Here is a 21,882-nt window from a genome sequence, read left to right as displayed (position 1 = left end):
GATTACTTTCTCAGGGACAGCTTAAGGAAACGGTATTGAAACCAAAAAGTAGCTCAATTAAGGTTAGCTTATAGCAACCTTTTGAGCTAATTTTATAGAACATAATTGAATTGGTATCGTATATAGGCGTATAATGGCGATATATTCCTTGTACTTACATAGTTTGCTCTTGGGATAGAAGTTAATGATGTTGGGAGGCGTACATGAACATCATGATAGAAATTTTCGGGGCATTCATATTGCCAATCATTTTGATCCCTTTTCTCGTAAGGGTGACATACAATAGGTGGGTTTCGATCGGATTAGCTGTCATCATCATGGTCGCGATTTTTAGCAAATTGGAAAGTATTTGGACCATTGTAACTGGCATACTTGGGCTTTCAATTGGAAGTTATTTATCTATGCGAATAGGAAAAAAAGTAGATAAAAAATGGAGTTAGCGTCTATCGAGGATAGACGCTTTTTTGTATCATCAACAAATTATTGATCCTGGTGCTTCAAAATAGAAGGATTTTGCTTCCGTTGAATGAAATCAACGATAAACTTTCCGAGCAACAATACTACGTACAACGCCAGTACAATCATACCTGCTATGTCAAAGTTAAAAAGTTCAAACAAGATTCCGACTAGCGTAGTGATATAAAGGAGACCAAAGTATTTCTTGATCTGTGTGTCTGTATAAAGTGATGTCAACTTGGCTCCTAGCTGGCTACCGAATAACGCCCCTGCTATTAATAAAAGACCTAAAACGTAATCGATATCTATCGAAACAGAATAGGAGATGAATCCAGCTGTTACAATCATCATGACACTGACAAGACTTGTCCCGACAGCCTTGCGAGGTTCAAACCCCATTAACGAAATCATTAGCGGGACCATTACAAAACCACCACCGACGCCAAGTGTTGCGGACATTAACCCACCAATAAAACCGATGATTACTATTTTTATGATGCCTGGATTTCCTTTTTGGCTAACCTTTTTCTTGTTTGTTTTCTTCAGTAAAGAATATGCAAAATAACCGATGATAACAGCATAGATAATCGGAATAATTGTTTCATCAAATCCGTTCCGATCCAGCCAAAGCACGAATGGCTTTGCAAGCTGTGTTGCTGCTACACCACTTACTCCAAGAATAAGTGCGGTTTTCCAGATAACATTATTCATTTTATAGTGAGCCCAAACGCCAGATAGCGAAGATCCAATTGCATACATCAAGCTTGTTGTAATTGCCACAACTGGCGCAAATCCCATTAGCATAAGGACTGGTGTCAGAATGAAACCGCCTCCGATTCCAAAATAGCCGGATAGAATACCGACTGCAAAACCTAATAATATAAAAAGTAATTCCATCAAAAAGCTCCTCTAATTCAGCTATATTTCCGTAGACTATGTTACAGGAACTATTCACTTAAATCCACAGACTTTACAATATTAGCAACATAAAGGAATGCTTTTGTAGTAAAATTGTTGTCGGACAACATTTAGATGGAGCAGTGATAATGGAAAACAATTTAGTTATTTTAATAGAAAAGCCGATTTATCGGGAAGGCATCTTATCGTTGGTTGCTGAAAAGTTTCCAAATCACAATACGCATGTAATAAACGATTTCATTCAATTACAAGAATTAAAGCTAAAAGATGGAGTGGCTATTGTCGACTGTAATATCAAGTCACAAACCCTTCAATGGCTAATAGATCATCATTTCAAAATTGTGCTCATTTTATCTACGCATGAATGCGACAGATTAGAGTTGATGTTCAGCTACGGTGCAGATGGGTATGTGCTCTATGACACAGATCCAGAAGATATACGTGAAGCGATCGCGAAAGCCTTTAAACATGAAGCATACGTACATAATCAATTAGTCCCTACACTCTTAGAAGAGTATAAGAGATTAAATGATTTTTTGTTTAATAAAGCGGTGAAACCCGATGGTCTATTAAGTAAACGGGAATGGGAAGTGCTTGAACTGATCAAACAAGGATTAAGTAATAAAAAGATTGCAGAAGAGTTATTCATTACAGAAAAAACCATTAAAACGCATGTCACATCAATCTTCAAAAAACTTCAAGTAAATGATCGGACAACTGCTGTCATGAAGGCGATTAGAAATAAATGGATATCAATATCGTAGAAAAATGAATTGATAGAAAATTTCAACTTAATTGTCTTTTGTCACTCCTATTAATCTTTTCTGAAAACCCCCGAAATAAGAAGTGGCAGAAAAAATATAGGGGGATATGCAGCATGAAAATAGGTAATAGATTCGGTTTAGGATTCATACAAAAAACATTACAACGTCAAATTTTAATACCCTTTTTAATTCTGATTATGTTATCAGGATCGATCATTGCAATCGTAAGCTACAAATTTAGTGTTGATTTAACCTCGAAGGAATTAGCAAACAGTATTGAAGGGCAAATGGTCAGCATGGATCATACATTTGAACTGTTCTTCCAAAACAACGAAAGCACGGTTAATCGTTTATCAAGTAAAGAGTTACTCATGAACTATGATGGAAATACAGATGATTTGATGAAAGAGTTCGGAGAAACTTCGGATGCGAACAAATCAATTACAAACGTATACATGGGTGTTGAGGAAACAGGAGAAATGGTCCTCTATCCTAAGACAGACCTTCCTGATGATTTCGATCCAAGAACGCGACCATGGTATGATATGGCGGTTCAAAACAAAGGCGAAGTCGTTTGGACAGAACCTTATATTGATGCAGCGTCAAATACGCTTACAATAAGCGCAGCTAAATCTGTTTTCAATGGGAATGAGTTGGTCGGAGTCTTTTCCATTGATATTTCTGCTAATACATTAGTAGATATGGTCAATGAGGTGAAGGTTGGCGAAAGCGGTTATGCCGCCCTATTAGATAAAAATGGTAAGTTCCTAGCACACCCTAATGAATCAATCATTGGTAAAGACCAAACGAAAGCAGACTATTATAAAAAGATGACCAAAGAAGGCGATCAAGGCGTCATTTTTTACACCTTCCAAGACGCTGATAAGGTGATGGGTTTCACAACGAACGGAACAACTGGGTGGAAAATCATCGGTGCCATTGGTATGGATGAATTTGAGTCAAAGGCTTCAGTTATTTTACTACCAATTTTGATTACACTTTTAATTGTCATCGTATTAGCAGTCGGTGTGTCAATCATCATTTCTAGAAAGATTTCTAAGCCGATTCGTAAATTACAACAATCTATGAAGGAAGTTGAGCAAGGAAACTTCGTAGTAGAAGTCGATACGGATCGTAAGGACGAAATTGGTCAACTATCAGCAAGCTTCCAAAACATGTTAAGTGAAATGAGAAATATGATGAAGAAAATATCTTCAACATCGATACATGTGACAGATGCTTCTCAAACTCTTGTAGCAAGTGCTGAAGAGAATACAGCTTCAGCCAACGAAGTCGCAACAACGATGGAGCAAATTGCGTCTGGTGCAAACAATCAGTCAGAGTTAATGGAGCAAAATGTCATTGCTGCGAATCTTTTATCAGACAAAATTATTAATGTTGAACAAAGAAGCGCACAAATGTTAGAGGAATCAAACCGTATGCAGGAAGCGTCCCAAAAAGGGATGGACATGATGAATGTGTTACGAAGTCAATCTGAGAGAACAGGAACGATGACAAAAGAAATGGTCCTTGCGATTAATTCTTTAAATGACCGTTCCAATAACATTAGTGAAATCGTCAATACGATCTCTGAGATTGCTAGTCAAACAAATCTCTTGGCGCTGAATGCAGCAATTGAAGCAGCCCGGGCTGGTGATCAAGGTCGAGGCTTTGCGGTAGTTGCTGATGAGGTTCGGAAGCTAGCAGAACAATCTGAGAAAGCATTAGATCAAATCTCAGGATTAATTACTGAAATGCAAGGTGAAACACAGCATACAGTCTCATTAATCAATGAAACGAGTGAGGTCATCAACTCCCAAGGGAAGTCAGTAGATGATACTGAAATGTCATTTGCTGAAATAAGAAATACAATCAAGTCAAATAGTGATGCGATCACTCATGTTGTTGAAGCGATGAAACAAATGGTCGAGCAGAAAGATGTCATCTCACACAACATTGAAAACATCACCGCAATCAGTCAGGAAACAGCAGCTGGTACGGAAGAAGTAACAGCTTCAATTGAAGAACAAACAGCCTCAATGGAACACTTGAACAAGCTTGCTGAAGAACTTGATCAATTTGCTGAAGAAATGCGTACAGAATTAAGTAAGTTTACAGTTGAAAAATAGGAACGAAAGCGGTAGGGAGTAAAGTGCTGATGAGTAAGAAGAAGGTAATTGTTTTTAATATTGGTACCCAAGAGTATTGTCTTGATATCGAAAAGGTAACGTCTATTGAGCGTATGCAAAGCGTGACTGAGCTGCCATTGTCTGAAGCATATATGAAAGGCGTTATTAATTTACGAGGGAATGTCATTCCGATTATCAGCTTGAAGGAAAAGTTTTTTCAAGTAGTTGATGAAACAGATAGCGAAACGAGAATCATAATTGTGCCGTTAGATGATGGAACAGAGGTTGGTGTGATCGTCGATCAAGCAACCGATGTATTGGATGTAGATATTGATCAAATTCAGCCTTATGATGGTAGGATTAATTCAATTCAGAAAGAATTCATTGAGGGTGTAGTGAACCTCGATGAAAGAATACTCGTTCTACTCGATATTGAAAAAGTACTAGTGGCTTAATAGATTTAAAAAGGACTGATCCTCAGTGATCGGTCCTTTTTTGATTTCGTACGGTGAACTATTTAATTACTCATCCTATTATCAATTACTTTCGTTCTGATAATAAACTTCTTCATACGGTTGAACGACGACGAAACCGTCTCCTTCGAAGCGCATTTGAATCGATTCACCACTTCCACGTCCGAAGAACGTTTTTAATGACACATCTGTTTGGAAGTCAGGAGTAAGTGAGCCAGACCAAGCAACGGTCGCGTTAGGGTCTGTCAAAACAGGTCGACCTGGTTTGACTTGAATCGTGAGTGGTTCGTAATGGGACGTAATCGCAATCATCCCTGTACCTTGGCAATGGACGTTAAATAGTCCCCCAGCCATCATCCCGGTAATTCGTCTCATCAATTTAATATCCCAATCAATTGTCGGTTCAAATGCTAAAAGGTCATTTCCATTCACATAAATCGAATCATTTTGAAGCTGTAGGATTGTAATTTTCTTACCTTGGTCTGCGAGATAAAGTTTACCCGATCCATCTGCTTTCATAAGGGAGGCGCCTTCACCAGTCAAAGCTTTCTTGAACATTTTCCCAATCCCATGCTCAAGGATGCCTTCTCGCACAAATTTGATCTGTCCGTGATAGGTGACCATTGAACCTGCCTTCGCCCATACGTTTCCATTTAAATTGACCTCAAGAATTCGTGGGGTTTCCAGCTCGAAGAACCCTTCACCTTTATCCTCTTGAGACGTTTGTCTCACAAACTCTTCAATAGAATATTTTGACATATATATCACCTTCATTTCTACGTTTGTTCATATACGTGTTTCCTTGAGATAAAGTTTCTTTTTGTTTTTGGTTAAAAAAGATCAAGGTTTAAGGTGTGGTGTTATGTCATATCTGAACATGGTGCAATCGTTTTCCTACTCTTCTTCAATCACTTCGATTTTTCCTGCTGTGCCTTGTGCGGGGTAAGACTCAGCTATGCTACCCTTAGGCCAGACTTGTACTTTCTGTCCGATTTTATATTTTTGCACATCAGACACGGTAAACCAGAAGGCATCTGGTCGAGCCGATTCTAATAACTCTCGGACACTTAACTCTGTAAGCTGCTCTTTAGTAATTTTACCTAATACGAGTATGCGAGAAGCTTCTTGATCCGCAATATAACCACTGATTGATTGCTCCCAAATCTCATCATCCATGTCATTGCTTATGTGTTCGTTTGTCTGTCCACCACACCCAGCAAGAAGAATAATCAACAAAAGCCATGCCTTATAGTACCAACCTCTCATCTAAACACAACCTCTCTTCGCAACGTTTCTTTCAATACTATAAAGGGAAACTCCGATGATAAATCGTTTATTCGTTTTTAAAGTGGATTTTCAACGAAATTCACGACACTCCTCGAAAATGAAATTCGTATTTTCTTCGTGCGATGTAAAGCTGCCGAAGCGTTCCTTGTCCAGCGGGAACAGCGAGCCAGGCGAGACCCCACAGCAAACGAAACCTCCATTTTATTTGCTATGAGCGAGGAGGCTCGCGGTTCGCCCGCGGATAGGGAGTGAATTTCGAAGAATTCAATTATTTTCATTAAACACCTACTGTTTAGACGTAAAGAACCGGCCTAAGGTTACATGATGAATTTCCAAATTTTAATATGCGAATGTAAGTTCGTTTTTCTTGTTATTTTTTACTACTCCTGTGCTATAATGTTTGATAGCGAGATTTATGGAAATGGAGGGATTCTGCCTATGAATGAAAAGTTCGAACTGGTGTCGAAGTACCAGCCTGAAGGTGACCAACCGACTGCCATTAAAGAGCTAGTAAAGGGCATTAATGAAGGTAAAAGGCATCAAACGTTGCTCGGTGCGACGGGTACAGGTAAAACGTTCACGATGTCGAATGTCATCCAGCAAGTGAACAAGCCTACGCTCGTGATGGCGCATAACAAAACCCTTGCTGGACAGTTATATAGTGAATTTAAAGAGCTCTTCCCGAACAATGCGGTAGAGTACTTTGTCAGTTACTACGATTACTATCAGCCTGAGGCGTATATCCCTCAATCAGATACTTTTATAGAAAAAGATGCGAGCATAAATGATGAGATTGATAAACTACGGCACTCGGCAACGTCAGCCCTTTTTGAACGAAGTGACGTTATTATTGTTGCCAGTGTTTCTTGTATTTACGGTTTAGGTAATCCAGAAGAATATAAAGAATTAGTTGTTTCTTTACGTGCAGGGATCGAAAAGGATCGCGACCAATTGCTACGTGATCTTGTTGACATTCAGTACGCGCGGAATGATCTTAATTTTACACGTGGTACGTTCCGTGTCCGTGGTGACGTCGTGGAGATTTTCCCAGCATCACGAGACGAACACTGCTTAAGGGTTGAATTTTTCGGTGATGAAATTGATCGGATCACAGAGGTAGATGCATTGACGGGTGAGATTCTTGGTGAACGTAAACACGTAGCAATTTTCCCGGCATCCCACTTCGTAACCCGTGAAGAGAAGATGAAGCTAGCGATTAAAAGGATTCAAGCTGAGCTAGAGGAACGTCTAAAGGAATTAAAAGACCAAGATAAACTATTGGAAGCACAAAGAATAGAACAGCGTACGCGGTATGATATCGAGATGATGGAAGAGATGGGGTTCTGTTCAGGAATTGAGAACTACTCGCGGCACTTGACTCTTCGACCTGAAGGTTCGACTCCATATACGTTGATTGATTACTTCCCTAAGGATTTCTTACTCATGGTGGATGAATCACATGTGTCCCTGCCACAGGTTCGTGGGATGTTTAACGGCGACCAAGCACGAAAGCAGGTCCTAGTCGATCACGGATTCCGATTACCTTCAGCCAAGGACAACCGTCCGCTAAGGTTTGAAGAATTTGAAGAGAAAGTTAATCAAGCGGTCTATGTATCTGCTACACCTGGTCCATATGAGCTTGAGCATACCCCTGAAATGATTGAACAGATCATTCGTCCAACGGGTCTACTTGATCCAACCATTGATGTGCGTCCGATTGAAGGACAAATCGATGACTTGATGGATGAAATTGCTGAACGAGTGAAAAAGAAAGAACGCGTACTAGTGACAACACTCACGAAGAAAATGTCTGAGGACCTGACAGACTACTTACATGAAAATGGTGTAAAAGTCCGTTACCTCCACTCGGAAATCAAAACACTTGAGCGGATTGAAATTATACGTGACTTACGTAGAGGCGTATTCGATGTCCTTGTTGGTATTAACCTACTCCGTGAAGGAATCGATATCCCTGAGGTCTCTCTCGTAGCCATTCTTGATGCGGATAAAGAAGGGTTCCTCCGTGCAGAACGCTCTCTCATTCAGACGATTGGACGGGCGGCACGTAATTCAAACGGACATGTCATCATGTATGCGGATAAAATAACAAAATCCATGCAAATTGCACTCGATGAAACGGAACGCCGCCGAAATAGACAGATTGCTTACAACAAAGAGCATGGTGTCACGCCACAAACGATTCAGAAGGCAATTCCAGAGCTGATTCGGGCGACAGTAGATACGGAGGATGGATCAGGTAAGACCAAGTCTAAACCTGTTGAGAAGATGACGAAGAAAGAGCGTGAAAAGGTCATCGAAAAGATGGAAAAGGAAATGAAGGAGGCTGCAAAAGAACTCGACTTCGAAAGAGCAGCTGAGCTTCGTGACTTAGTATTAGAGTTAAAGGCGGAAGGATGACTCTCATGGCAAATGAAAACATAACGATAAAAGGAGCGCGTGAACATAACCTGAAGGGGATCGATGTGACGATTCCCCGGAACAAGCTTGTCGTCATGACAGGTTTGTCTGGATCAGGAAAATCTTCACTCGCTTTCGATACGATTTATGCAGAAGGACAGCGCCGTTACGTAGAGTCACTCTCTGCGTATGCACGGCAATTTCTAGGTCAGATGGATAAGCCTGATGTCGATTCCATTGAAGGGCTTTCACCAGCGATTTCAATTGATCAGAAGACGACGAGTAAGAACCCTCGTTCAACAGTAGGTACCGTTACAGAGATTTATGATTATTTAAGATTGCTGTTTGCACGTATCGGAACGCCGATATGTCCGAATCATGACGTACCGATTACGTCACAAACGGTTCAACAAATGGTTGATCGAATTATGGAATATGAGGAACGGACGAAGCTCCAAATTCTTGCTCCTGTTGTATCGGGACGTAAAGGTGAACACGTCAAAGTTTTAGAAGATATTAAGAAAGAAGGATACGTTCGTGTTCGCGTTGATGGTGAGATTGTCGACGTAAGTGACGACATAAACCTTGAGAAAAATAAAAAGCACTCTATTGAAATCGTCGTCGACCGAATCGTCGTGAAAGACGGCGTCGAAACGAGACTAGCAGATTCACTAGAAACGGCTCTGAACATCGCTGATGGCAAAGTGATCGTAGACGTCATGGGTGATGAAGAACTACTGTTCAATCAACATCATGCATGTCCTTATTGTGGATTTTCGATTGGAGAGCTTGAGCCGCGTCTGTTTTCATTTAACAGTCCGTTTGGGGCATGTTCTTCATGTGATGGACTTGGAACGAAGCTCGAAGTCGATCTCGATTTGATTATTCCAGATTGGGATCGTTCATTACGTGAACATGCGATTGCACCGTGGGAACCACAAAGTTCACAATATTACCCACAGCTTTTAAAAAGTGTTTGTGATCATTATGGAATTGATATGGATGTTCCGGTAAAAGACTTGCGGAAATCAGAAATCGATAAAGTTTTATATGGTAGTGGAAAAGATAAAGTTTACTTCCGCTACGAAAATGACTTTGGTCAAGTAAGAGAAAATAAAATCTTGTTTGAAGGTGTCGTTAACAATATTAAGCGTCGTTATCATGAAACAAGCTCAGATTATATTCGTGAACAAATGGAAGGTTACATGGCGCAAAAGGCTTGTCCAACTTGTGATGGACACCGTTTGAAGCCAGAAGCTCGTGCTGTTCAGATCCGTGAACACCATGTCGGTCATATTACTCAAATGTCAGTAAAAGAAGCGCAGACTTTCTTTAACGATTTGGAATTGACGGAAAAAGAACTTCAAATTGGGCGACTCATTTTACGAGAAATTAACGATCGACTTGGCTTCTTAGTCAATGTAGGACTCGATTATCTTACGTTAAGCAGATCTGCTGGAACGTTATCAGGTGGGGAGGCACAGCGTATACGTCTTGCCACTCAAGTCGGTTCTCGACTAACAGGTGTTCTCTACATTTTAGATGAGCCGTCAATTGGTCTTCACCAGCGGGATAATGACCGGTTGATCAATACGCTTGAAGAAATGCGAAGTCTAGGTAACACGTTAATTGTCGTCGAGCATGATGAGGATACGATGCTTGCAGCGGATTACGTTATTGATATTGGTCCTGGTGCAGGGGCTCATGGGGGGCAAATCACTTCCCAAGGATCCCCGCAGGAAATTATGGATGATGAGAACTCGTTGACAGGACAGTATTTATCCGGTAAGCAATTTATTGCTCTTCCAAATGAACGCAGAAAATCTGATGGGCGTAAGCTGACGATTAAAGGTGCGACTGAGAACAACTTGAAAAATGTTAAAGTGGATATCCCTCTTGGCGTGTTTACAGGTGTGACAGGTGTATCAGGTTCAGGAAAAAGTACGTTGATTAACGAGATCCTGTACAAGTCACTGGCGTTAAAGCTTCACCGAGCGAAGGATAAACCAGGTGAACACAAAAAGATTGAAGGGCTCGATCATATCGATAAAGTCATTGATATTGATCAGTCTCCAATTGGCCGTACACCACGGTCAAACCCAGCAACTTATATCGGTGTCTTTGATGATATCCGTGACGTTTTCGCCTCAACGAATGAAGCGAAGGTAAGAGGATATAAGAAAGGTCGATTCTCCTTTAACGTAAAAGGAGGACGATGTGAAGCGTGCCGTGGAGATGGCATTATTAAAATCGAAATGCACTTCCTTCCTGATGTGTATGTTCCTTGTGAGATTTGCCACGGTAAACGTTACAACCGCGAAACGTTAGAAGTGAAGTATAAAGGGAAAAACATCGCTGACATTCTTGATATGACAGTAGAAGAAGCGGTTGAATTTTTCGCGAATATACCGAAAATCAAACGAAAAGTGCAGACGATGATGGATGTTGGACTTGGTTATATTAAGCTCGGGCAGTCCTCAACGACGATTTCTGGAGGGGAAGCACAGCGTGTCAAGCTTGCTTCACAGCTTCATAAACGGGCTACAGGAAAAACGTTGTATATACTGGACGAGCCGACAACCGGACTACATGTTCACGATATTTCAAGGCTCTTGAAAGTACTCCAGCGTCTAGTTGATAATGGCGATTCAGTGCTTGTGATCGAGCATAACCTTGACGTCATTAAAGCGGTCGACCATATCATTGACCTTGGTCCTGAAGGTGGGGATAAGGGTGGAATGATTGTTGGAACCGGAACGCCAGAACAAATTGCTGAAAACAGTGAATCATATACGGGTAAGTATTTAGCTCCAATATTAAAACGCGATCGGAAGCGGATGGATACAAAGTTAAAAGAAGCAGTTAGCAAGTAAATGTTGAAAGTCTTCTAAGAATCATACTCTTAGAAGGCTTTTTATTTTGTTTGTCGAAATATAGATAAGGATTGTCCGCTGCATGACATGTTTAATCTATACATAAACATTTATTATTGTTCCATCTTTATAAGGTTGGTTTCAAATACATTGTTGCTCTTGTATCATGCAACAATCATTTAGAACAGTCTTTTATAAAGAGGGTACATCAATTGGAGGAGAAGAAGGTGTCTTCAACGTGTAGAGTAATCTCATCACTTAGCTATATGAGTATTATCTTTGCACCTTTCCTAGTTCCGGTGCTCGTATATTGTTTCATGAATGATGATCATGAGGTAAGGGAACATGCAAGAAAAGCGATTACCTTTCATTTAATCCCGATCGTTGCATTAGCAATCTTATCGATCCTATATTTTGAGTCGGGTATGCTTTTCACAACGTTTTCTGTATTTTGTATGATCATATTTGGGGGGACCGCTATTTCAGTGGTAATCTGGAATTTAGTGAGAGGGATACATGTGTTGCTACAGAAATAAAGAAGGGGTTGTAACCATGGAAGAAAGAAAAATGATTTTAAGAATGCTTGATGAAGGGCGAATTTCATCAAGCGAGGCAATTGATCTATTAAAAGCGATTGGAGAAAACCCAGATCAAGTTATGGAAGCAGAAAAGTCATCTGCTCAAACGATTACGCCGAATCACGTATCAACTACGACTAGTACAGGTGAACAAAAGACAGAAAGTGAGCAAAAGAGTAGTCAAAAAACATCCAATCAAGATACGGGTTCAAATAGAGTTGAATCAACAATCAGTAAGTTTTCAGGCCTCATTGACCGTGTTGTTAATAAGTTGAAGGACTCAGATTTTGATTTTAACTTCGGTCAAGCAATTGAGGTTGATCATGTCTTCCAAGAAAATGATGTGTTCGTTAACAAAGTCAAAGCGCACGTGACGAACGGAGGCATCCAATTACGACCTTGGGAGGAGCAAAGTGTTAGAGTCGAGTGTAGCGCTTCCGTTTTTAGAACACAATCGGTTGACGAGGCCAAAGCGTACTTCTTGAAGAACGTTCATTTCACCCTTGAGGATGGGGAGTTACAATTAATGGCCGATGAAAATCGAATGAAAGTAAAAGCGGTTATGTATGTTCCGGCTCATCAATACAAAGAAATTCAACTTCGAACGTCCAATGGTTCGATATCTCTTGAAAAGATGCATACAAATACGATGACAGCTCGGACATCGTTTGGTGATATTGCTTTAGATCAGATTACTGGGGAGTCACTAGAGGCTTCGACATCCAATGGTAAAATAAAGCTTGAAAACAGTGCTTGGAATAAGGTGGACTTAGAAACGTTAAATGGCGCAATTCGTATGAATGGTAAATATGAACGAGTTGAAGCTGAAACGTTAAATGGTTCAATCACATTTGTATTAGATGAATCACTTCCAGGGAAAGCTTCATTTAAGACAGTTGCAGGAAAAGTAGAGCTGCTAATTCCAGATTCACTCCTCGTGAAGGCTAATTTAAAAGCGACGATTGGAAGCTTGAATTGCTACTTAGATAAAGTCAAAATGATCAACGAAAGTAAAGATGTCGTCCAAAAAAAGATGGAATTCATTGCAAACGAAGAAGCACAGAATACTTATGAGCTTGATGCGGAAACAAAAACCGGGTCAATTTCAATCGCCAAAAGATAAGGGGGTACCATTTTGAGAGGCTGGATTATTTCACTAATCGTCAATACGATTGTACTAATGGTTGTTTCAGGATTCTTCTCTGAATCGTTCTATTTATCTGGAGTAGGCGCAGCAATTATGGCAAGCCTCCTGCTATCGATTATCAATGTAATTGTTAAACCGATCTTAATCATCATGACACTACCAGTGACAGTCTTAAGTTTAGGCTTGTTCCTTTTCGTCATAAATGCAATCACACTTATGCTAACTCAATGGCTAATGGGAGATGCATTTATCATATCTGGGTTTGGAATGGCGGTATTAGCTGCAATTATCATTTCAATTCTGAACCTGTTAATCAACAACTTAATCGTCAAACCTTTGAAAAGTAAATAAAGTAAAATAGACAGGAAGAGCTGTCTAAAATCAACAAGACCACGCTGAGGGAACTTACCCGATAGCTGGTCTTGTTTTTGTTGATTATATTAAATCCACTAAATTATCTGACAATTCTCTAGCCTGCAAGCTGTATCGGTGGTATAATATTTATAATCATTATTTTGTAGGAACCATTTTAAATAGAATCGAATAAATTAGATGAAGTTTAAAGACTGCTGTCAACGTAATGTTGGCAGCTCTTGTATTTTTAAGCGGTTATTGAAGATAGTATTCATTCTCAATTACCAAAGGGGTGCTGAGTTCAATGGATGGAAAATTAGTTTACTCCGAGGAAGTTCAAGAAGATCAGAATTTCAGCATAGCATCTTCTGAAAGTCTTTTATACGATCATTGGGAATTGATTGCGGCACTCACAAGTGGTGTCTTAATTCTAATCGGATGGTTACTTTCAGCACAAAGCTTAACTTCGGCATCGGTTGTTTTATTTGCATCAGCATACCTCATTGGCGGATTTGCTAAAGCGAAGGAAGGTATAACCGAAACTATAGAAGAGAGGAAGCTTAACGTTGAACTTCTCATGGTCCTCGCAGCTATTGGTTCTGCTATTATAGGATACTGGCTTGAGGGAGCGCTTTTGATTTTCATTTTTTCGATGAGTGGAGCGTTGGAGACATACACACTGAATAAGAGTAAAAAAACGATTACTTCACTACTTAACCTAAAACCTTCAACTGCACTGAGGATCGATGGTGAACAGTTAGTGGAAGTGAAAGCAGATCTATTGTCTGTTGATGACCGGATTTTAGTCAGACCTGGTGAACAAATTCCTGCTGATGGGCTCATTGAAAAGGGGAACACAACCGTTGATCAATCAACGATTACGGGTGAGTCTATGCCTGTTCAAAAGGGTGAAGGGGATACCATATATACAGGTACTGTTAACGAAAGTGGTACCGTTACGGTCAGGGTTACACATGCGTCTAATGAAACAATGTATCAGCGAATTGTAGATCTTGTACAAACGGCTCAAAATGAAAGGTCGGAATCACAACAATTTATTGAACGGTTTGAAGGCATTTATGTCAACATCGTGTTGATGTTCGTAGGTGTGATGTTATTTTTACCTCATTATTTAATCGGCTGGAGCTGGACGGAAACGTTTTACAGAGCGATGATCCTACTCGTTGTTGCCTCACCTTGTGCCGTTATGGCATCTATTGCACCGGCAGTTTTATCAACACTTTCCAATGGTGCGCGAAAAGGTGTCCTTCTAAAGGGTGGAAACCATCTTTCCCAGCTTGCTAAAGTGGATGCGATTGCTTTTGACAAAACAGGAACTTTGACGTTCGGCAGAGCAGAAGTTACGGATTTAAGAGTCCGAGAAGATTTAGAGGATAATGAAATTCTACAAGCTGTTGCCTCAATCGAGTCGTATTCGAGTCATCCTTTGGCGGAAGCGTTTGTCCATGCCGCAAAAGAGCGATCAGTTTCAATTTCTGCACCTGATTCGATGGAAAGCATAACAGGTAATGGCGTTCGAGGGATATACAAAAGTAAGCATTGGATCGTCGGCAAGGCTTCATTCGTTGGTTCAGGTTATGAATCGTTTTATCCAGATGAAACGGCACAATTCATGGAAGAAGGTAAAACGTTAGTATACGCGCGGGATGAACAAGGAATAGCGGCTGTGTTTGCGATCAAAGACAGGATTAGAGAGGATAGTAAGCACGTCATTTCAAAACTGAAGGACCTTGGCATTACAACGATCATGCTGACGGGTGATAGTGAGGCGACAGGTCAAGCTTTGGCGAAGGAAGCAGGGATCGACAACGTGATTACAGAGTGCTTGCCGGAGGATAAAGTCGAGCAAATTAAGCGATTAAAGGATAAGTTCGGGCTTGTTGGAATGGTCGGTGATGGGATTAATGATGCGCCTGCGCTTGCTATAGCTGATATCGGTATTGCGATGGGGCGAGGCACTGATGTTGCGCTTGAAACTGCAGATGTCGTGCTCATGAATGACCAATTATCGAATCTTCCGGAGGTCGTTCGAATATCGAAAAAAATGACGAAGATCATCAAGCAGAATCTCATCTTTTCGGTCATCGTCATCTTGTCATTAATTGCTTCGAATTTTGTACAAATGATTGACCTGCCACTTGGGGTCATTGGACATGAAGGTAGTACGATTCTTGTTATACTAAATAGCTTACGGCTATTGAAAACATGAATGAATGGACCTATTCGTAGTTCGTGCGAATAGGTCTCTCTTATTTTTCAACTAGTATCATGCCTGGTGCATTCAGGTCTCGTTCTTTAAACCCTAATCTTCGATAGAATTCGGCCTTCCCTTTTGCGCTCATTAGAACGACCATCCTGATCTTGTGGTTTCTACATTTTTTTAGGATGAACTTCATTATTTTAGTTCCAATCCCTTTTCCTTGATAATCTGGAAGTACAATAACGTCTCAAATCATTGCTTGGTAAACCCCATCGGATACAACTCTTCCAAAGCCGACGAGGGCGTCATCATCATATACAGAAATGACATACCAGCTATTCGAAATGGCCTCATATAATTCCTCTTGAGATAAGCCTAATTCCCAACCCGTTGTTAAAAAAAGTTCAGCAAACGCATTCATTGCTGGCAATTTTTCTACGTAAATCAATGCTCACACCTCCCATTCAATCATTCTATAAAAACTTCGCTACGGTCGTTCGTTTGCCTTCAAGGTTTGCTTTGATAATTCGACAGTTTATGGAAAAAATATGTGTTGTAAGAGCATGATACGACAAAGCATGATAAAATATATTTTGGTACGTACGCTACATTTTGGGAGTGACCGTTTTTTATGGCGACTATACATATCAAGGATTTAATAGAGGAGTTTGATTTAGAGCTCGTATATGGTGAGGAAGGTGTTCACCGCTCAATTACTACGAGTGATATTTCAAGACCTGGACTAGAAATGGCAGGTTATTTTGCATATTATCCTGTAGAACGATTACAACTTTTAGGTAAAACTGAGCTTTCTTTCGTAGCGGGACTTGACCCTCGTATTCGAAGAGAGCGACTTCGCAAGCTTTTTAACGAAGAAACACCTGGCATCATCATTTCAAGAGGTTGGGATGTGCCAGAAGAGTTGAGTGAGGCCGCAGAAGAGATGGGTATTCCGATTCTCCGCTCTCAAATGACAACGACACGCTTAAGCAGTCGCTTGACGAACTTTCTAGAGAGTAAGCTAGCGCCGACTACGGCTGTGCACGGTGTACTTGTCGATATTTATGGGATTGGTGTTCTCATTACAGGAGCAAGTGGTGTTGGTAAAAGTGAATCCGCGCTTGAACTAGTGAAAAGGGGACATCGTCTCGTTGCAGATGATTCAGTAGAAATTCGTCAAGAGGATGAAAAAACGCTAGTTGGCAGTGCGCCTGATCTCATTAAGCATTTACTTGAAATTAGAGGGCTCGGTATTATTAATGTAATGACTCTGTTTGGAGCAGGGGCAATTCGCAATTTCAAGAAAATCGCACTTGTGATCAACCTTGAAGTTTGGGATTCGACTAAAACGTATGACCGATTAGGGTTGGACGAAGAGAAGATGACGATCATCGATTGTGAAGTGCCTCGGCTGACTGTACCTGTCAGACCTGGTAGAAACCTTGCGATTATTATAGAAGTAGCAGCGATGAATTTCCGTCTGAAGAAAATGGGCGTCAACGCTGCACAGCAATTTTCCGATAAATTGAACCATGTTATTGATACCCCAGATTATGATGACTTTTAGGAGGAGTACAAATGCTTTCACAAATACAACCTTTGGATCGGGTCGCACTTGATTTAGGTCCTTTGACCATCTATTGGTATGGCATTATTATAGGGTTTGGAGCATTACTTGGTTTGTATATTGCAGTCAGAGAATCGAAACGGTTAGGGGTCAATTCTGAAACTTTTGTCGATCTTGTCATGATTGCTGTGCCTGTTGCAATCATCTCTGCACGTATTTACTATGTCACGTTTGAATGGTCTTACTATAAAGATCACCTCGGTGAAATTATTAAGATTTGGGAAGGCGGTATCGCCATCCATGGTGCACTGATTGGATCTTTTTTAACAGCTTACGTGTTTTCAAAAGTAAAAGATTTATCGTTCTGGAAATTAGCTGATATTGCAGCACCTAGTATTATTCTCGGCCAAGCAATTGGACGATGGGGAAACTTCATGAACCAGGAAGCTCACGGAGGCGAGGTAAGTCGTTCCTTTTTGGAAGGGTTGTTTTTACCAGACTGGATCGTCGACCAAATGTTTATTAACGGTGCTTATTATCACCCGACGTTCTTGTATGAATCTCTTTGGAACATTCTTGGTTTTGCGATCTTAATTGGTCTAAGAAGAGTGAATTTAAGACGCGGAGAAATGTTCCTTACGTACGTCATTTACTATTCAATTGGGCGCTTCTTTATCGAAGGATTACGTACAGACAGCTTAATGTTAACGGAAAACCTACGAATTGCACAGGTCATTTCGATTGTCTTAATCCTGATCAGCCTTGCTATCATGCTGTATCGTCGTAAAATGGGTTATGCAGATAAAAGATATCAAGATTAGTAAGAAAGTTTAAGAAAGGGGTAGGGGAATATGAATACCATGCGAAAAGGCTTAAGCGTTGGCTTGAATACAACTTGGGAGCTTGGAAAGATTATTTTCCCGATTACCCTGCTCGTTACGATTCTAGGGCAAACCCCTGTCATGGGTTGGCTTGTCCAATTAGCGGAACCACTTATGAAGTGGATCGGTTTATCTGGCGAAGCCGCATTACCTCTTGTCATTGGGAACTTTTTGAATCTTTATGCCGGAATTGGTGCGATATTAAGTCTTGATTTGACGGTAAAAGAGGTGTTTATCCTTGCGGTTATGCTCTCTTTCTCTCACAACCTATTTATAGAATCTACGGTTGCAACGAAAGCCGGTATAAAAATGTGGATCGTGCTAGTTGTTCGATTAGGTCTTGCATTGGTTTCCGCTTTTTTAATTTCTTTCTTCTGGAAAGGCGGGGCTGAGAAAGCAGTTTATGGTTTAATCTCTCAATCTGAAGAACAAGTATCAGGATTTTGGAATATCCTCTGGCTCGGTGTTGAGAAAGGTTTCATCGGAATCGTCCAATTAGCAGCTATTGTGATCCCGCTGATGATTTTTATTCAATACATGAAGGACTTGAACTGGCTAGCTACATTCTCCCGTTGGATGTCGCCAGTTACCCGTTCGTTAGGTATGAAGTCAAACACATCGACTACATTAGCGGCTGGCCTTGTTTTCGGTCTCGCATACGGTGCCGGAGTGATGATGCAGGCTGTTAAAGAGGATGGTGTGGAGAAAAAGGATTTATATCTCGCATTCATCTTTCTCGTATCCTGTCATGCTGTCATTGAAGATACGCTCATCTTTATCCCACTCGGAATTCCGGTATGGCCCTTGTTGCTCATTCGTTTAGTCGTTGCTATCATATTGACGATGGTCGTAGCGGTCGTCTGGAACCGTATAGATGCAAAAAAAGCACATCGTCACCGAAAGGAAGCAAATTATGAAAGTTGATACAATCTTATTTGATTTAGACGGGACGTTAATTAACACGAATGAATTGATCATCGCGTCCTTTACACATACACTTGAGCATTACTGTCCACAAACCTATTCGAGAGAAGACATCATTTCGTTCATTGGACTACCCTTGATCGATAGTTTTAAAGAAGTGGATGAAAGTTCTGTAGCAGAAATGGTCAAAATGTATAAAGCGCATAATCTGGCACATCATGAACAATACGTCCATGCATTTGAAGGCGTCGTCGACACGGTAAAAGTCTTGCACGAAAAAGGTTTCAAGCTTGGCATTGTGACGACGAAAATGCGTGATGCAGTTGAACTTGGCTTAGAGATTACCGGATTAAGTGATTACTTCACGACGATCGTCACGCTAGATGATGTCGAACAAGCAAAGCCACATCCTGAACCCATTTTCAAGGCATTAGACAAGCTGCAAGCAGATGTAAATTCAGCAATCATGGTTGGAGACAGCCGGTATGATATTGAAGCTGGGAAAAATGCTGGGACAATGACAGCAGCAGTCGCATGGACAATTAAAGGACGCGAATCTTTAGAGCTACGAAATCCTGATTTCATGCTAGAAGAAATGTCGGACTTGCTCCGTGTATTAGAGGTTGAGGTGGTCGTATAATGCGGAAGACCAAGCGCTATCCAGTCGAGGGAAGCAATGCGCTTTGGCAGATTTACAAGACGGTTCCTTTTTTCAAAGTGTTTAAAAATTTCATTGTCATTCAGCTTGCTAGGTATACACCAATCATTCCGGTGAAAAACTGGTTATATCGGAAGTTTCTTAAAATGGATGTAGGTGAACAGACCGCTTTTGCGTTGATGGTGATGGTCGATATTATGTTTCCTGAGAAAATTTCTGTAGGACGTAACTCGATTATTGGCTACAACACGACGATTTTAACACATGAATATTTGATAAAAGAGTACCGGCTTGGTAATGTAGAGATTGGTGATGAAGTGATGATAGGCGCTAACAGTACGATTCTACCAGGTGTCACTATTGGTGACGGTGCGATCGTATCTGCAGGAACACTCGTTCATCGAGATGTAGAACCCGGGGCGTTCGTAGGTGGAAATCCGATGCGCATCATCTACACGAAAGAAGAAATGGACAAGCGTAAACAAATGACGAATCATGACGATATATAGGTTAATAAGGTGGGGTGTCAAATGGAACAAAAGAAGAGAATGTCAATGATCTATATGGATGGTAAGTTCCGTATCAGCGATACTTGGATGCGTCCGGCTGCTTCTAAGCCGAAGAAAGACAATGAGCAACAAGATCGTTTCTTCTTTTTATCTGCAGTATCTCGTTTAAGAGGTAGCGACTACATAAGGGATGCATATTGGAATGGTGACGAAGCTGTCATCCGTTTTGAAAATAGTGACCATGTTAGTCCAGAATTTCTTGATGATTATGATGAGTACTTTTCTTCTAAATATAAAATTGGCAGAATACTGCTTGATAACCTTGTCTATTTGTTCAAGGAGCTACCGTATATCACTCGTTTGAAGATCATGGTACCTTACCAACAGAACGAGTTAGTCGTTCATATCCACCGAAAGCAATTGGAGAAGTATTTGCAAACAGATTTCAGCTACTTTAAAAATGCACATCGTTGTCAGTACCATTTCATCGTCCAAGAACGTGATGTACGCCGATTTATTCAGAAATACGTGAACTTAGTCTATAAATAGATCCGATGTATATAATTTGAGCCTCATTCTGAGCGAGTCAGTAAGTTGATTCCTTCAGAATGGGGCTTTTTTGTGCTTGGTGAGTACTTTATTGATGTGATCTCGACATTTCATTGAGTTATTCGCTCATTTCTTGGAAAAATCCGCCCATTTCAACCGGTAATCCGCCCATTTCCGGTATTAATCCGACCATTTTAATTCCTTCTTACTACGTTACATCCCTTCTCATATAACGAAAAAAAACCACTGGGTTCCCAGTGGTTTCCGATTTCAACTTTAACTACAGCAAGTAGAATCCAACGCACATAATGAAGTAGGCTGCGAGTAAGGTCGCACCTTCGAACCAGTTCGTCTCACCGTCGTTTGCAATTGTGTTGATGAGTAGAACCGTAAGGACCATGCTGACAAGCTCCGGTAGTGTGAAAACGAGTGGCATCGGTGTCGGAAACAGTAGAGACAAAAGTACAGGGAGTGGTGCTACAAACATCGCGATCTGCAAGGTCGATCCAACGGCAATTTCCACTGCGATGTCCATTTTGTTTTTAAAGGCCATGATAATAGCCGATGCGTGCTCTGCTGCATTACCGACAATCGCGACGATAATGACGCCGATGAACACTTCGCTCCATCCAAATTGTTCACCGACTGTTTCAAATGTGTGGACGAGGGCTTCACTGACATAGGCGACTGCAGCTGTAGCCAGTGCCAAAATCGTAATCGCACGTTTCAAACTCCATTCGGCTTCTTCCTCATGAGCTTCTTCACCATTTTCATGCGTAAACCCCGCGGTGCGTAACGAGCTTAAAGAATAGCGCACTGAGATATAAGGCGATCAAAATACAAGATACCCAGATGCTTAATGTTAGCGCATCTCCTTCACTAAGGGACATTGCAAAAATTTCTGGAAAGACGAAGGCGACGACCACTCCGAACATCAATAATGCAGAATTGTGACGTGTTTCTAAATTATTGTTTAGAAGTACCAGTTTACTTTAATGTATGACAAACATTTGAAGATTAACGTTATTAAGATTTTTTAATTAGGGTAAAGATAAGCAACAGTGTAGATTAATTAACAGTTGACGGGATTTCAGAAGCGCGTTAGACTACAAATTAAGTCTTTATCTTGTTAGTTAATTAGCGAACTAAAGGATTCGGAATATTAAGAGGGACCGG

21 protein-coding genes and 1 pseudogene are annotated in these 21,882 nt (G+C 40.7%); 16 read left to right on the top strand and 6 right to left on the bottom strand.

The window, feature by feature from the left end; translation table 11 throughout:
• Positions 1–203: 203 nt before the first annotated feature.
• Positions 204–440: a DUF2198 family protein gene (locus L2716_RS13345; protein WP_236336369.1), complete on the top strand. Its 237-nt coding sequence runs from the start codon at positions 204–206 to the stop codon at positions 438–440.
• A 40-nt stretch (positions 441–480) separates the two neighbouring features.
• Here L2716_RS13345 and L2716_RS13340 read toward each other — a convergent pair whose 3' ends face one another.
• A complete protein-coding gene (locus L2716_RS13340) occupies positions 481–1,353 on the bottom strand; it encodes a sulfite exporter TauE/SafE family protein (RefSeq protein ID WP_236336367.1) in 873 nt (290 codons plus the stop codon).
• 149 nt (positions 1,354–1,502) lie between these two features.
• On the opposite strand from L2716_RS13340, the gene L2716_RS13335 reads away from it, so the two are divergent.
• From L2716_RS13335 to L2716_RS13325, 3 genes are all read left to right on the top strand, one after another.
• Complete coding sequence (locus L2716_RS13335) at positions 1,503–2,138, top strand: response regulator transcription factor (protein WP_236336357.1); 636 nt, start codon at positions 1,503–1,505, stop codon at positions 2,136–2,138.
• Between the two features lie 113 nt (positions 2,139–2,251).
• Entirely contained in the window at positions 2,252–4,267 is a 2,016-nt protein-coding gene (locus tag L2716_RS13330) for a methyl-accepting chemotaxis protein (RefSeq protein WP_236336355.1), read from the top strand.
• Positions 4,268–4,296: 29 nt separating this feature from the next.
• Positions 4,297–4,722, top strand: coding sequence for a chemotaxis protein CheW (locus L2716_RS13325; protein WP_236336346.1), 426 nt, complete (start codon positions 4,297–4,299; stop codon positions 4,720–4,722).
• A gap of 81 nt (positions 4,723–4,803) precedes the next feature.
• Here L2716_RS13325 and L2716_RS13320 read toward each other — a convergent pair whose 3' ends face one another.
• Positions 4,804–5,499, bottom strand: coding sequence for an AIM24 family protein (locus L2716_RS13320; protein ID WP_236336336.1), 696 nt, complete (start codon positions 5,497–5,499; stop codon positions 4,804–4,806).
• 135 nt (positions 5,500–5,634) lie between these two features.
• The gene (locus L2716_RS13315) at positions 5,635–6,006 is read right to left on the bottom strand and encodes a YobA family protein (protein ID WP_236336334.1); all 372 of its coding nucleotides are present in this window, start codon (positions 6,004–6,006) and stop codon (positions 5,635–5,637) included.
• Between the two features lie 459 nt (positions 6,007–6,465).
• Between L2716_RS13315 and uvrB the strand changes: the two genes are divergently transcribed.
• The 6 genes from uvrB to L2716_RS13285 all read left to right on the top strand — a co-directional run bounded on the left by uvrB (position 6,466) and on the right by L2716_RS13285 (position 15,627).
• A complete protein-coding gene (gene uvrB, locus L2716_RS13310) occupies positions 6,466–8,445 on the top strand; it encodes an excinuclease ABC subunit UvrB (RefSeq protein ID WP_236336332.1) in 1,980 nt (659 codons plus the stop codon).
• A 5-nt stretch (positions 8,446–8,450) separates the two neighbouring features.
• Positions 8,451–11,318, top strand: a complete 2,868-nt coding sequence (gene uvrA / locus L2716_RS13305; protein ID WP_236336330.1) for an excinuclease ABC subunit UvrA — start codon at positions 8,451–8,453, stop codon at positions 11,316–11,318.
• 212 nt (positions 11,319–11,530) lie between these two features.
• A complete protein-coding gene (locus L2716_RS13300) occupies positions 11,531–11,854 on the top strand; it encodes a magnetosome magnetite crystal formation protein family (protein ID WP_236336320.1) in 324 nt (107 codons plus the stop codon).
• Between the two features lie 16 nt (positions 11,855–11,870).
• On the top strand, positions 11,871–13,019 hold the full coding sequence (locus L2716_RS13295) for a DUF4097 family beta strand repeat-containing protein (protein WP_236336318.1): 1,149 nt from the start codon (positions 11,871–11,873) through the stop codon (positions 13,017–13,019).
• Between the two features lie 9 nt (positions 13,020–13,028).
• Positions 13,029–13,394 (top strand): phage holin family protein, encoded by a 366-nt coding sequence (locus tag L2716_RS13290; protein ID WP_329610137.1) that lies wholly within the window; start codon positions 13,029–13,031, stop codon positions 13,392–13,394.
• 307 nt (positions 13,395–13,701) lie between these two features.
• Entirely contained in the window at positions 13,702–15,627 is a 1,926-nt protein-coding gene (locus L2716_RS13285; RefSeq protein WP_236336316.1) for a heavy metal translocating P-type ATPase, read from the top strand.
• 40 nt (positions 15,628–15,667) lie between these two features.
• Here L2716_RS13285 and L2716_RS18335 read toward each other — a convergent pair whose 3' ends face one another.
• Positions 15,668–15,859, bottom strand: coding sequence for a GNAT family N-acetyltransferase (locus L2716_RS18335; protein ID WP_329610136.1), 192 nt, complete (start codon positions 15,857–15,859; stop codon positions 15,668–15,670).
• 6 nt (positions 15,860–15,865) lie between these two features.
• Positions 15,866–16,066: a hypothetical protein gene (locus L2716_RS13275; RefSeq protein WP_236336314.1), complete on the bottom strand. Its 201-nt coding sequence runs from the start codon at positions 16,064–16,066 to the stop codon at positions 15,866–15,868.
• Positions 16,067–16,249: 183 nt separating this feature from the next.
• On the opposite strand from L2716_RS13275, the gene hprK reads away from it, so the two are divergent.
• The 6 genes from hprK to L2716_RS13245 are packed head-to-tail and all read left to right on the top strand — an operon-like array spanning position 16,250 to position 20,706.
• The gene (gene hprK, locus L2716_RS13270; RefSeq protein WP_236336312.1) at positions 16,250–17,185 is read left to right on the top strand and encodes an HPr(Ser) kinase/phosphatase; all 936 of its coding nucleotides are present in this window, start codon (positions 16,250–16,252) and stop codon (positions 17,183–17,185) included.
• Between the two features lie 11 nt (positions 17,186–17,196).
• On the top strand, positions 17,197–18,006 hold the full coding sequence (gene lgt, locus L2716_RS13265; protein ID WP_236336311.1) for a prolipoprotein diacylglyceryl transferase: 810 nt from the start codon (positions 17,197–17,199) through the stop codon (positions 18,004–18,006).
• 30 nt (positions 18,007–18,036) lie between these two features.
• A complete protein-coding gene (locus tag L2716_RS13260; protein WP_236336296.1) occupies positions 18,037–18,990 on the top strand; it encodes a nucleoside recognition domain-containing protein in 954 nt (317 codons plus the stop codon).
• On the top strand, positions 18,980–19,630 hold the full coding sequence (gene ppaX, locus L2716_RS13255; protein ID WP_236336294.1) for a pyrophosphatase PpaX: 651 nt from the start codon (positions 18,980–18,982) through the stop codon (positions 19,628–19,630). Before L2716_RS13260 ends, ppaX begins: the two co-directional genes overlap by 11 nt.
• A complete protein-coding gene (locus tag L2716_RS13250; protein ID WP_236336284.1) occupies positions 19,630–20,157 on the top strand; it encodes an acyltransferase in 528 nt (175 codons plus the stop codon). The genes ppaX and L2716_RS13250 overlap by 1 nt, the downstream gene beginning before the upstream one ends.
• A 21-nt stretch (positions 20,158–20,178) precedes the next feature.
• The gene (locus tag L2716_RS13245; RefSeq protein WP_236336283.1) at positions 20,179–20,706 is read left to right on the top strand and encodes a hypothetical protein; all 528 of its coding nucleotides are present in this window, start codon (positions 20,179–20,181) and stop codon (positions 20,704–20,706) included.
• A 280-nt stretch (positions 20,707–20,986) separates the two neighbouring features.
• Here L2716_RS13245 and cax read toward each other — a convergent pair.
• A pseudogene (gene cax / locus L2716_RS13240) lies at positions 20,987–21,677 on the bottom strand (calcium/proton exchanger); the annotation flags it as partial.
• Between the last annotated feature and the right edge of the window lie 205 nt (positions 21,678–21,882).

The organism is Pseudalkalibacillus berkeleyi, assembly GCF_021608225.1.
GTDB classification, from domain to species: Bacteria; Bacillota; Bacilli; order Bacillales; family Fictibacillaceae; genus Pseudalkalibacillus; species Pseudalkalibacillus berkeleyi.
This window is presented reverse-complemented; position numbering and strand designations above follow the sequence as displayed.